This is a genomic window from Arthrobacter sp. Br18 (assembly GCF_000520555.1).
Taxonomy (GTDB): Bacteria; Actinomycetota; Actinomycetes; order Actinomycetales; family Micrococcaceae; genus Arthrobacter_D.
On record NZ_AZSA01000212.1, the window covers coordinates 1 to 12,053 of the forward strand.

Consider the following 12,053-nt stretch of genomic DNA (forward strand, 5'->3'; position numbering starts at 1 on the left):
CAGGGCAGGATCGCCCGCCCCGCTACATATCAACCGGCGCCCGAACGACGCCGTAGGGTAGCTAACGGGCTTCCGGGGGCATGCAGATTCAGCGAGTGTTCGGATCCCGCCGGCATGCAGTTCCAGCAACCGGCACCGGCTGTTGATAAGCACTGTCGGTAAGAAATCGAGCATCCAGCCGGGCAGCGAAAGCGTCAGAAGGAGTACAGTTCGAACCCCACCCTGCGGAATTCCGCCTCGGGGCCGCCGGTCATTCTGTCGATCTGCTGCCGCGCCTGTGCCTCGACCGGTTCATCGCTGAGCGCGGACAAATACAGCCGGTGTTCGGTGAGGGATAATACCGCCCGTTCAACGCTGTCGGCGTCGACTTCCAACCAGTGCGTGGGCCTCGGCGATGCGACTGCAACCCACTGGGTTGGGTGCGGCATCAGGCCTTCTGCCTCTGCCAGCGCAGGGAAAATCCACTCATTCGCTGCGTCGGCGATGCCATCCATCACTGCCCGCCCAAGCTGGCGGTGGTCCGAGGAGTTCCAGCGGCCAGGACCCCAGGTGTCGCCGAAGTTCAGGGTGAGAATGCCGTCGGGACGGTGCCGGCGGATTGCACGGGCGATATCCCTGCGCAGCGTCAGTGTGTTCTCGATCCGCCCGTCAGGATGATCAAGGAAGGCCAGGTCCCTGACGCCCACCTGATGGCACGCCCTGCGCTGCTCCTCGACACGTACCTGGGCCGCTTCCGCCGGATTCATTCCGGCGATGCCGGCCTCGCCCCGGGTTGCCAGGAGATAGGAAATGTCCTTTCCAGCTCCGGTCCACTGCGCGACGGCTGCGGCGGTTCCGTATTCGGGATCATCGGGGTGGGCCATGATCAGCAGGGCCCGCTGCCAGTCGTCCGGCATTGCCAGAGAATCGTCCATCAAAATCTCCTACTCACGATCGGTGGTTTTCCTTGATCCGGCTCCGGGACGAGCTCGTGAGACGTCCTGCGGGGCAATTGGGTGCTCTGCAGGAACCGGAAATCACATCCCTCGTCTGCCTGCGTCACTTCCGACACGTACAGCTTCCGGTAGCCCCGCTCCGCTACAGGCGCGGGAGGCGGACCCAGTGCCTCCTCACGCCGCGCGAGCTCCTCGTCGGACACCTCGATTTGGATCAGCCGGCGGCTGACACTGAGCGTAATGGTGTCGCCGGTCCGCACCAGGCGCAGGGGCCCGCCGACGGCGGACTCGGGTGTGACGTGCAGGACGACGGCGCCTGCCGCGGTGCCGGACATGCGGCCGTCCGAAATGCGCACCATGTCCCGCACCCCCTGCGCCGCAAGTTTCTTCGGAATGGGGAGGTAGCCGGCCTCCGGCATCCCGGGCGCACCCACAGGCCCGATGTTCCGCAGCACCAGGACGTCCCCGGCAACGACGTCGAGGGCGTCGTCGTCGATCCGTGCCGCCAGGTCCGCCGTGTCCGCGAACACCACAGCACGGCCCGAGTGCTCCAGCAGATGAGCCGGTACTGCAGCCTGCTTGATGATGGCACCGCCCGGCGCGAGATTGCCGCGCAGGAATGCGAGGCTGCCCTCCGGGTAGACCGGGTTGGACAGCGGCCGTACGATGTCCTGCGGAAACCCCGGGCCGGAGTCGTCGATCTCCTCGCCCAGGGTGCGGCCGGTGACCGTGGGCACGTCCCGGTGGATGAGGTCCCCGAGCTCCCGCAGCACGGCCGGCACTCCGCCGGCACGGTGGAAATCCTCCATGTAGTACTTACCCGTGGGTTTGAGGTCAACCAGCACGGGAGTTGCGGCGCTCATCCGGTCCAGGTCCTCAAGGCGGAGGCGGATACCGAGACGTCCGGCGACGGCGGTCAGGTGGATGATCGCGTTGGTGGAGCCGCCGATCGCGAGCAGCACCCGCAGCCCGTTCTCAAAGGCTTTCCGTGTGAGGATCGACCCCATGTCGGTGCGCTGCGCGGCGAGGCCGACTGCCTGTGTCCCGGTCTGCTCGGCAATCCGCACGCGGTCGGCGGTGACGGCCGGTGGGCTGGCGCTTCCGGGCAGGGCGATTCCCATCGCCTCGGTCAGGCACGCCATGGTGCTGGCGGTACCCATGACGGAGCACGTGCCGACGCTTCCCACGAGCTGGGAGTTGACGTCGTCGATCTGCTGCTGATCGATCTCGCCGCTGCGGAACCGCCCCCAGAAGGCCCGGCAGTCGGTGCAGGCACCGACGCGCTGTCCGCGGTAGCCACCGGTGAGCATCGACCCCGTCACGAGCGTGATCGCCGGCACGCCCGCCGACGCCGCGCCCATCAGCTGCGCGGGTACCGTCTTGTCACAGCCCCCGATGAGAACGACGGCGTCCATGGGCTGGGCGCGGATCATCTCCTCGGTGTCCATGGACATCAGGTTGCGAAGAAACATGCTGGTGGGCTGCGCGAAGCTTTCGTGGAGCGAGATCGTGGGAAAGTCGACCGGCAGCCCGCCGGCCATCAGCACACCGCGCTTCACTGCCTCGAGCAGTGCGGGCATGTTGCCGTGGCAGGGATTGAAACCGCTGCCCGTGTTGATGATGCCGATCACGGGTTTGTCCAGGACATCATCCGAGTACCCGGCACCTTTGATGAACGCCCTGCGCAGGAACAGGGAGAATTCCGCGTCCCCGTAGCTGGTGAGGCCGCGCCGGATTCCTGAGGCCTGGCCGGCAGGGGCGACGGTTTCGCGCGTACCAGCTCCACCGGGACGCGGGGATGGCCGGCCGGTAGTGGACATGGATCTGTTCACCGCCGCTACCGGAACGCCGGGATGCCCGTGATGTGGTTGCCGAGAATCAGGGTGTGCACCTCGTCAGTGCCCTCGTAGGTGCGCACGCTCTCCAGGTTGTTGGCATGGCGCATGGGGGAGTAGTCGAGCGTCACGCCGTTGCCGCCGAGCATGGCCCGCGCTTCACGGCAGATCTCGATGGCCTCGCGGCAGTTGTTCAGCTTGCCCACCGAGATCTGGTGAGGCTGCAGGGTTCCGGCATCCTTGAGCCGTCCCACCTGAAGTGCCACCAGCATTCCCTTGTTGATTTCCAGGGCCATATTGACCAGTTTCAGCTGGGTGAGCTGGTAGCCGGCGAGGGGCCTGCCGAACTGGAGGCGCTCGCGGGAGTAGTCGAGCGCGGCGAAGTAACTGTCGCGCGCGGCGCCCATGGCGCCCCAGATGATGCCGTAGCGGGCCTCATTGAGGCATTCGAAGGGGCCCCGGAGGCCCTTGGCCTTCGGCAGCAGCGCGGTGCCGGGCAGTCGGATGTCGGTGAGCTCGACGTCGCACTGGATGGACGCGCGCATCGAGAGTTTCTGCACGATCGGAACGGCCTTGAATCCCGGGGTATCCGTCGGCACGACGAACCCGCGGACGCCGTCGTCGGTCATGGCCCAGATGATGGCGACCTGCGCCACGGACGCCAGCCCGATCCACCGCTTGCTGCCGTTCAGGATCCAGTCGTCGCCGTCGCGTTTGGCGAACGTGAGCATGCTGCCGGGGTCCGAACCGCCGGAGGGTTCGGTGAGGCCGAAGCAGCCGATCGCCGAGCCCGCCGCCATCTTCGGCAGCCATTCGTTCTTCTGCTCCTCGGAGCCATGCTTGGCGATGGCGCTCATCGCGAGCGATCCCTGGACGCTGACGAAGGTGCGCAGCCCCGAATCACCCGCTTCGAGTTCGAGGGCTGCGAGGCCGTACTCGACGGAGCTCCTTCCGGGGCAGCCGTACCCCTTGATGTGCATACCGAGGAGGCCCAGCTCCGCCATGCGGGGAACAATCTCCAGCGGGAACTCCGCGCGGTCGTACCAGTCGGCGATGTGCGGCTTGATGGAGGTGTCCACGAAATTTCGCACGCGGTCGCGGAGGGCACGCTCGTCCTCGGAGAGCAGGGTGTCTATTCCGAGAAGGTCCGAACTATCAGTCATGGGTCTACTTTCCGGTTGCGGTGACGGTTGAGGTGACGGTTGCGGTGGGTCGAAGGGGTGTCGGAGTGAAGGTTGCGCCATTGTGTTCGCCGAGGAGCGGTGGCACCCGCCGGTAGCTGGCCGGGGTTTCGGAGAGCCGGATGGGATTGGCCACCTGGGAGCTGGTGCGTGAGGTGGTGGCATCCGCGATCTCCACGACGGGCGTGAGCCCGAGATCGTCGGCGAGCTGGAGCGCTTCGGCGATCGAGTTGACCTTGCCTGCGGGCACGCCTGCTGAACTGAGCAGACCCGACCATTCGACGGCGCTTCGCGTGACGAGTTGTTCCTCGAGCAGGGCCTTCAGTTCCCCGCGGTGGGCCACCCGGTTCGAATTGCCACGGAAACGGGAATCCCCGGCGAGTTCCGGCATGCCCAGGACGCGCACCAGCGCCTCGAACTGCCGATCGGTCCCGACGGCGACGGCCAGCGGGCTGTCGGCCGTCCGGAGGGTTTCGTAGGGCGCGATGCTGGGGTGAGCGTTTCCCATCCGCTGCGGCGCCTCGCCGGTGGCCAGCGTGCTCGATGCCTGGTTCACCAGTCCGGAGAGCAGCGAGGACAACAGATTGACGTCAACACGCTGGCCGCGTCCGGTCGCATCGAGCGAGCGGAGCGCGGCAAGGATACCCACCACCGCATTCTGGCCGGTGACGACGTCCACCAGCGCCACTCCCACCTTGCTTGGTTCCGAGTCCTGCGAACCGGTGACGCTCATCAGCCCGCCCACTGCCTGCACGAGCAGGTCGTAGCCGGGCAGGTGGGCTCCGCCGGCGCTGCCGAACCCGGTGATGGAGCAGTACACCAGGTCCGGCCGCTGCGCGGAGAGGGTTTCATAGTCCAGGCCGAAGCGGTGCATGACCCCGGGCCGGAAATTCTCGATGACGACGTCGGCCTCCAGTGCGATCCCGAGGGCTTGCGCCAGTCCCTCCTCACTGCGGAGGTCGCAGATGACCGAGCGCTTGTTCCGGTTCACGCTGGAGAAGTAGGTGCCCACTCCATGCTCATCGACCGGGGGAACCCAGGAGCGCGTGTCATCTCCCGCCGGGCTTTCCACCTTGAGAACGTCCGCCCCGAAGTCAGCGAGCATCATGGAGGCGAACGGTCCGGCAAGAACCCGCGAGAAATCCGCCACCTTCACCCCTTCGAGGGGTCCGGGTGGTGGATTGCCGGCCGGAGACCGGGCCGTATTCGTGCTCAACGGTATTCATCCTCCACGGAAGGGTGTCCGCTGCCCGAGGCGGACGCGGTCACGGGGTTGGTGAGTACGCCGACGCCCGAGACGCGGCACTCAGCGGTGTCGCCGGGGGTGACGTGGATGGCTCCGGGGGTCCCGGTGGAGATGATGTCGCCGGGGTACAGCGGCATCACCTTGCTGTGGAAACTGATCAGATACGCGGGGTCGTAGCGCATATGGGAGACCGTGTTGCTGCGCATCACTTCCCCGTTCACCACCGTGGAGACCTCCATGTCGGCGAATGTCCCGTTACCCACGGCTTCGGCCAGCGGCACGATCCGAGGTCCGAAGGAGAAGAAGCCGGGAAAGTTCTTGGATCGGGTCAGGAACCTCGGATTGCGCTGCAGGATGTCCTCGGCCGTCTGGTCCAGCACAGGAACGACACCGGCAAGGTAGTCCAGCGCGTCCCCGGGTTCGACGTTGCGGCAGTACCTGCCGATCACCACGCCCACTTCCGCCTCGGTGGTGGTGCGCTCGCTCTGCTCCGGGATGGGGATCGCTTCGCCGGGTCCGATGACGGTGTGGTCACCCTTGATGAAGGATGCAGGCTCTTCCGGCACGCCTTCGGAGAGGTCGGAGGCGTGCTCCACATAATTGAGTCCGATACCCCAGAGCATGCGCGGGTGGCGGTAGGGCGCCCCGTAGGTGACATCGTCCGGGCTGGTGAAGACGGCATCGTCGGCGGTCTCCGCCGCCGCGTCGAGTTGGCTGAGGAGGTCCCCGGTGAGGACATCGAGGATGTCGCCGGTGAAGCCGGGGAGCAGATCGGAGACGCGGGCAACGCCGCGCCGCGGGTGCACGACTGCCGCCGTCTCGGCCGGTCCTGTGGTGCTGGGCGCAACGGTGCTGGGCGTGGCGAACCCGGCGGAGCCGGGTGTGTCGGTGCTGTTCATTCCGGCGGGATGTGGTGTCCCGACGATCGAGCAGAGGTGGAGGATGCTGGGAGCCATGAAGCTGCCTTTCGAATCGGGGGAGGGTTAGTAGGCGCGGACCATGCCGCCGTCGCACCGGATCTGCTCCCCGGTGACATATGACGCGGGTGCGCTGGCCAGAAAGGTGACGACGGCCGCGAATTCCGCGGGAGTGCCGTACCGGTGGGCGGGGATGCCGGCTTCGGAGGCGGCGCGCGCTTCGGCCGGGGTTGCGCCTGTCCGCTTGGCCGCGGCAGTGTCCAGGGAGGCGACCCGTTCGGTGTCGATGCGGCCGGGGAGCACCATGTTCACGGTCACGCCGTCGGCCGCGACTTCGGCTGCGAGGGTCTTGAGGTAGCCCGCCAGCCCCGCACGGCCCAGGTTCGAGAGCGCGAGGTTGGGCAGCGGCTGCTGAACACCGCTGGATCCCACCGCCACGATGCGCCCCCAGCCCCGGTGCCTCATCCCCGGCAGCACCAGGGAGGTGAGCCGCAGATGCTGGAGGAGCAGCTGGTTGACGGCGGCGAGGGCCTGCTCATCTGTGATGTCGGCAGCGCCGCCGGGCGGTGGGCCTCCGCTGTTGAGGATCAGCACATCGATCGGCCCGAAGGCGCGCTCGGCGGCCTCCGCCAGTACGGCCGGTGCGCCGTCGCTGTTCAGGTCCAGCGCTATACCGACGGCGGACGGCAAGCGTGCCGCTTCGGCCTGCACCACGTCTTCGCGGCGCGCTGCAAGCACCACGTTGGCTCCCTCGGCCGCGAGTGCCTTCGCGATGGCGAGGCCGATGCCGGCGCTTGCGCCGGGCACCAGAACGTTCTTTCCGGTCAGTCCTGTATCCATCAGGCAAGCTCCATTCGTACTGCGTCAAGGTGTGCGTCGATCAGATTCGCGAGTTCAGGCGGTAGCGGCGGTGAGGGAGGCCGGACCGAGGCGTCGGCAATGACCCCGCGGCGGCGCAGGATCTCCTTTCGGAGGGCGAGCCCCACTCCGGGTTGGCCCTCGAAGTTCGCGAGGGGAAGCCAGGGCGCGAAGGCACGGCGGGCACTGGGAAAGCCGCCGTCGGCAAACGCGGTCAGCGCGGCCTGCAGGCCTTCCGGATGGGAGAACCCGGTCATGGCGCCGGCAGCGCCCGCTGCCAGTTCGTCGAGCAGGCCAACGCCGCCCAGCCCGCCATACACGGGAATGTCAGTGGATCGGACCAGTTTCGCGATTGCTGACGCCGTGGGGGGCGCTTCCGATTTCACCGCGACGATGAAATTGCACTGCCCGAGGACGGAGAGGATCTGCTCGGCACTGATCTTCACGCCGGAGGCGACCGGATAGTCCTGCAGCACGATGCCGGCGCCGGTGGCCCGGTGGACAGCGGTGAGGTGGGCGGCGAGCACGCCGGGGTCGGCGGTGTTCACCTGCACCATGAGCGCGGCCAGGTTGCTGCCCGCCGCGTCGACCGCGGTAGCGGCCTGCTCGACGGCGACGGCGGTGGACCGCGCCGAGAGGCCGACCACGAGCGGGGTGTCACCCGCCTCCCCTGCGACGGTACGGACAGTCAGGGACTGCTCCGCATCGGTGAGTGACACTCCCTCACCGAACACGCCGAGGACCACAAGCCCTGTGGCCGGCAGCGCGGTGTACAGCTGGACTTCGCGACGGAGCGACGCGGGGTCAACGGCGAGGTCCTGTCCGTTGAACGGAGTTGCGAGCACCCCCCAGAGTCCGGGGGAGAGGTGCGGAAGCTGCTCGGTCATGAGGGGTTTCCTTTCGTTGGTATTCCTCCAGGGCTGGTGGATACCGGCGGCGGGGCGGCGTGCGGTGACGTGGTCTGGGGTGACGTGGTGTGCGGAGTAGTGGCGTCACGCCGGGTGGCCTCGCGCTGGCCGGCTTCACTCTGGATGCTGTCCCGCGGGATGTCTGCTCTCGGGGCGTTTTCCGGCCCGGCGCCCTGCGTGGTATCCGAGGCCGCATCCGCGGCCGCCTGTGAAGTAGCCCGCGAGGCGCGGATGGTCCGGCGGCCGAGCCGGAACGTTACCGCGGCAAGCAAGGCGACGACGGCGGCAGCCAGCCAGGCGGTCCGATAGGAGGTCGCGGCAACGAGGAGACCGAAGAGCAGGGGACCTGCCGCGGCACCGAGGGAGAGCCCGGTCTGCAGGACGCCGGTCGCGGAGGCAGCACCCTGGCGGTTGTCGCGGACCACCGCGAAGTGGACGAGTCCGGGCCAGGTCCACCCTGCTCCGTACGCCAGCAGTGCGCCGGCCAGGAACGCGGACGGGGAGCCGAGGCCGAGGAGAACGTAGCCTGCCACTCCGATGGTCAGCAGGTTGGCCACCAGGATGTACGGGCTACGCTGCGGGAACCGGTCCATGGCGGCGCCTAGCGCTATGCGGATGAGCAGTCCAAGCAGTGCTGCGCCGGCGAACAGGTATCCTGCGGCGGCGGGTGACATACCGGATTCCACGGCGGAGTCGACGAGGAATACACCCATGGAGGTTGCCGCGGCCGCCGCCAGGCCCGCGCCGATGGCCAGCAGCACCAGCCCGCGACGGGGGGTTCCGCGGTCGGCCGGCGCGGCGGGGCCCGTGGTCGGGCGGGATGTTCCCTGCGTCCGAAAGCCGGCCCAGAGCGCAAGGGACACGGCGAGGACGGCGCCGAACGCAAAGGCGTAGCGCCAGCCCAGAACGAGTGCGATGCCCGGTACCGCCAGGCCCCCGATCAGGCCCGCGGCCGGGATGGAGCACTGTTTGATGCCGAAGGCCAGTCCTAGCCTGCCGGGGCTGACCGCCCGCGAAATGCCGAGGTTCGCCGCCGGCTGGGCAAGGCCGTTGGCCAGTCCTCCCACCACCAGGGCAACGATCAGGACACCGAACGAGGGTGCCAGCCCGGCACCGGTGAGGGAAGTTGCCGCCAGGATCGCAGAGGCCGCCACACCCTTTGCGGCACCGATCCGCTGGACGAGCCGGCCGAGCCGCCGGGCGAAGATCCCGGAGACGGCAAACAGCGTGGCCGCCGCCATTCCCATTTCCGCAGGACCGATGCCCAGGTCAGCCCGAATCTGCACGGCCAGGGCGCCCACCAGGAAGGCCGGCAGGACACCCAGGGTGGTCACCGTGACGGCCTGGAGGAGCGTACCCCCCGGGCCGGGCGGCTGTGCGGACGTCACGACGATTCGGCTCCCTTACGGGGAGTCGTCGGGGGTGCTCCATCGGCTGCGGTGGCACCTCGGGCTTGGGGGCCTCCGGCAGAGGCACTTCCGGTATTGCCGCCTCCGGCAGAGGCACCCTTCGGAGTGGCGCCTCCGGCTGTAGTACCTCCGGCTGTAGCGCCGCCCGCATCCGAAACGGCGGCAGGGGATTCAGCGGGATCCCTGCCATGCATCCTGAGATTGAGGAGGTGAACGACGATCCCTACGGCGATGACGGCTGCTCCAATGCCGATGTACACCGGCTCCATGACGAGCAGCGGCAGGGAGCCCAGTCCCAGCAGGACGCGTTCCGGCCAGCGGGCGGGGCCGAACAGCCAGGCGCCGGTGGCCACGGCGAGGGCGCCCACTGCCAGGAGCGACACGCTGAAGGCCAACGCGATGGTTCCGATGCCGCCCTGCAGCAGCAGGCCGACGCCCGGGCCGGAGAGCACGAAGATGAACGGGACAAGGAACGCCGAGAGCGTGTAGCGCCAGGTGAGCCACATGGTCTGGATCGGCTTGCCGCCCGTGATTGCCGACGCTGCGAACGGCGAGAGCGCGGTGGGAGGTGAAACCTCGCTCAGCACCGAGTAGTAGAAGATGAACATCGCGGCGGCGAACGCGGGCACTCCCACATCCTGCAGGGCGGGGCCGATGATGACCCACGAGATGATGAAGCTTGCCGTCACGGGCACCGCCAGCCCTAGCAGGATCACCGAGATCGCCGAGAAGATCGCGGTCAGCAGCAGGCTTCCTCCAGCGAAATCGACGATGATATTGGCGAGCTTCAGGCCGAGCCCTGTGAGGGTCATGACGCCGACGATCAATCCTGCCGCAGCCATGACGGGGATGACCGACAGGGCGCCGGTAGCGCCGGTAGCGAGGGCATCGAAGATCCGGCGCAGTGTCATCCAGGAGGCGCGGTCGAGGAAGCTGAGGACGAACGCCAGGACAGTGGCGTACACGACGGCGCGGAACGGCGTCATGCCCATGGCCATGAAGACCACGATGGCGGCGAGCGAGCTGAAGTGGTAGCCGAAGCGCAGGAGCAGTTTGCCCACAGGTTTGACGTCGAAGTCCACCGCCTTGGTCTTGAAGCGGCGTGCGTCCATCTCGATGGCCAGAATGATGCCGAAGTAGTACAGCACGGTGGGGATGGTGGCCCAGATCAGCACCTGGAGGTAGGAGACACCCAGCAGGGCGGCGATGATGAAGGCTGCCGCTCCGAGGGTGGGGGGCGACATGATGGCGCCGATACCGGCGGCAGCGAGGATGGCACCGCCGTGTTCCTTGGGGTAGCCGGCCTTGCGCAGCAGGGGCCAGGAGATACCACCGAGGGTCACTGTCGTTGCGACGCCCGACCCCGAGACCGTGCCCAGGAGGAATCCGGCAAGGGTCACGGTGCGGCCCGGCCCCGACTTCGACTGCCCGAAGGCGGAGAAGGAGAGGTCGATGAAGAACTTGGTGGCACCCGAGGCGCCCAGGACGGCGCCATAGATGGTGAACAGGATGATGTACGTCGCCGCCACGTCGGTGGGAACACCGAAGAGTCCCTGGGTACCCATGACGTTGTGGCCCACCAAGCGGATCCACTCGAAGGACGAGGTGTTGAACGGGGCAGGGACGAAGGAGCCGAAGGAGGCGTAGGCGAAGAAGCCCACCACCACCAGCGGCACCAGGATTCCCACGGTGCGTCGCGATGCCTCGAGGGTGACAAGGATCGCGATCACGCCCATGATCAGGTCAAGGTACGTCGGTGTGATCGCCCGCCGGAAGAAGCCGTCCCAGTCGGAGATGATGTACAGGAACGGCACCAGCGCGACGACGGCCAGCGCCCAGTCCACGACCGAGGGGTTGTCGCTCGAGTTCCGGGCCTTGGACGATTCCGACCGGCCCCAGCCCCGATAGACGAGGAACGTCAGGGACAGACCGATTCCGAGGAACAGGGGCAGGTAGAGCTGGGTGGGCAGAGGGTTGAAGACCCAGTAGAGCGCCAGCAGCGAGAGCCCTGCACCGAAAACCTTGATCAGCAGTCCCGGCAGTCCGCTGAGGTGCCGCGCCGGTTTCTCCGCCTCGTACTCGGCGATCAACGCCTCTTCGTCGATGGCGTCTTCCCGCTCCAGCGGGCTCACGGGGCCGTCGTCCTTGGCCTTGGCGCGGTCCGCCTGTTCATAGGGGTCGGGCGCCTTATGCGTTTCGGCAGGGACTGAACTAGGCGCCTTCACGGCGCCGTTGCCGTCTGGTCGCTCGGTCATGGGGTCTCCTCGAGATGTAACACAACGAACGGATTGCTGTCTTCGACCAGGTTCCACAGTTCGAGCGGCGGGGCACCCGGGACGTGCAGGGTGCGCTCCCCGAGGTCCGTTGCCGCCAGGGAAAGCTTCTCGAACGTCGCGGGCCGCGCCGGGTCGGGTTCGACGACCCATGCGCGGCGATCGGAAGTCCCGGCAGGCGACGGCACGCCGGGGACTGCGTAATACTCCTCCAGCACCGCGAGCTGGTCGGCAGCAATCTGCTCCAACACGTAGGTGCCGTCCGACGAAACGGTATAGCGCTCCTCGGCCAGGGTGCCGTAGATCGAATTGCGGTAGCTCACCGAGAAGCTGTTTCCGGGAAGCGGAACGCTCGCCAGCTCGCCGTCGTCGTTGCTGATGCGAATCGCCACTGGTGCGGGGGAAGATGCCGTTGTTCCAGCGAACGCGAACCCGACACCACCCAGCGTGGCGAGGCATGCCAGGGAGACGACGACGGCTGGCTTGCGCAT

Annotated in this window: 10 protein-coding genes; all 10 read right to left on the reverse strand. The window is 67.5% G+C overall.

The genetic code is table 11. The features are described from left to right. Positions 1 to 194: 194 nt before the first annotated feature. The 10 genes from Y704_RS0100175 to Y704_RS0100220 are packed head-to-tail and all read right to left on the reverse strand — an operon-like array spanning position 195 to position 12,053. Positions 195 to 914, reverse strand: coding sequence for a PIG-L deacetylase family protein (locus tag Y704_RS0100175; protein WP_026548638.1), 720 nt, complete (start codon positions 912 to 914; stop codon positions 195 to 197). Beyond that, the gene (locus Y704_RS17755; RefSeq protein WP_051476530.1) at positions 914 to 2,755 is read right to left on the reverse strand and encodes an IlvD/Edd family dehydratase; all 1,842 of its coding nucleotides are present in this window, start codon (positions 2,753 to 2,755) and stop codon (positions 914 to 916) included. The genes Y704_RS0100175 and Y704_RS17755 overlap by 1 nt, the downstream gene beginning before the upstream one ends. 17 nt (positions 2,756 to 2,772) lie before the next feature. Further along, entirely contained in the window at positions 2,773 to 3,933 is a 1,161-nt protein-coding gene (locus Y704_RS0100185) for an acyl-CoA dehydrogenase family protein (RefSeq protein WP_026548639.1), read from the reverse strand. A 4-nt stretch (positions 3,934 to 3,937) separates the two neighbouring features. After that, positions 3,938 to 5,167 carry a CaiB/BaiF CoA transferase family protein gene (locus Y704_RS17760; RefSeq protein ID WP_051476531.1) on the reverse strand — a complete coding sequence of 410 codons (1,230 nt, stop codon included), beginning with the start codon at positions 5,165 to 5,167 and terminating at the stop codon, positions 3,938 to 3,940. Continuing rightward, on the reverse strand, positions 5,164 to 6,153 hold the full coding sequence (locus Y704_RS17765; protein ID WP_253904154.1) for a fumarylacetoacetate hydrolase family protein: 990 nt from the start codon (positions 6,151 to 6,153) through the stop codon (positions 5,164 to 5,166). The genes Y704_RS17760 and Y704_RS17765 overlap by 4 nt, the downstream gene beginning before the upstream one ends. Before the next feature lie 27 nt (positions 6,154 to 6,180). Then, positions 6,181 to 6,954, reverse strand: coding sequence for an SDR family oxidoreductase (locus tag Y704_RS0100200; RefSeq protein WP_026548640.1), 774 nt, complete (start codon positions 6,952 to 6,954; stop codon positions 6,181 to 6,183). Then, complete coding sequence (locus tag Y704_RS0100205; protein ID WP_026548641.1) at positions 6,954 to 7,859, reverse strand: dihydrodipicolinate synthase family protein; 906 nt, start codon at positions 7,857 to 7,859, stop codon at positions 6,954 to 6,956. Before Y704_RS0100205 ends, Y704_RS0100200 begins: the two co-directional genes overlap by 1 nt. After that, positions 7,856 to 9,268, reverse strand: coding sequence for an MFS transporter (locus tag Y704_RS17770; RefSeq protein ID WP_081747300.1), 1,413 nt, complete (start codon positions 9,266 to 9,268; stop codon positions 7,856 to 7,858). Before Y704_RS17770 ends, Y704_RS0100205 begins: the two co-directional genes overlap by 4 nt. Then, the gene (locus Y704_RS17775) at positions 9,265 to 11,544 is read right to left on the reverse strand and encodes a TRAP transporter permease (RefSeq protein ID WP_081747301.1); all 2,280 of its coding nucleotides are present in this window, start codon (positions 11,542 to 11,544) and stop codon (positions 9,265 to 9,267) included. The genes Y704_RS17770 and Y704_RS17775 overlap by 4 nt, the downstream gene beginning before the upstream one ends. Next, the gene (locus tag Y704_RS0100220) at positions 11,541 to 12,053 is read right to left on the reverse strand and encodes a hypothetical protein (protein WP_026548642.1); all 513 of its coding nucleotides are present in this window, start codon (positions 12,051 to 12,053) and stop codon (positions 11,541 to 11,543) included. Before Y704_RS0100220 ends, Y704_RS17775 begins: the two co-directional genes overlap by 4 nt.

Bases quoted from the DNA above. Each gene is read 5' to 3' on its own strand.
- Y704_RS0100205 (WP_026548641.1), bottom strand. From the start codon at position 7,859: ATGACCGAGCAGCTTCCGCACCTCTCCCCCGGACTCTGGGGGGTGCTC.
- Y704_RS0100185 (WP_026548639.1), bottom strand. From the start codon at position 3,933: ATGACTGATAGTTCGGACCTTCTCGGAATAGACACCCTGCTCTCCGAG.
- Y704_RS17775 (WP_081747301.1), bottom strand. From the start codon at position 11,544: ATGACCGAGCGACCAGACGGCAACGGCGCCGTGAAGGCGCCTAGTTCA.
- Y704_RS0100220 (WP_026548642.1), bottom strand. From the start codon at position 12,053: ATGCGCAAGCCAGCCGTCGTCGTCTCCCTGGCATGCCTCGCCACGCTG.
- Y704_RS17755 (WP_051476530.1), bottom strand. From the start codon at position 2,755: ATGTCCACTACCGGCCGGCCATCCCCGCGTCCCGGTGGAGCTGGTACG.
- Y704_RS0100200 (WP_026548640.1), bottom strand. From the start codon at position 6,954: ATGGATACAGGACTGACCGGAAAGAACGTTCTGGTGCCCGGCGCAAGC.
- Y704_RS0100175 (WP_026548638.1), bottom strand. From the start codon at position 914: ATGGACGATTCTCTGGCAATGCCGGACGACTGGCAGCGGGCCCTGCTG.
- Y704_RS17765 (WP_253904154.1), bottom strand. From the start codon at position 6,153: ATGGCTCCCAGCATCCTCCACCTCTGCTCGATCGTCGGGACACCACAT.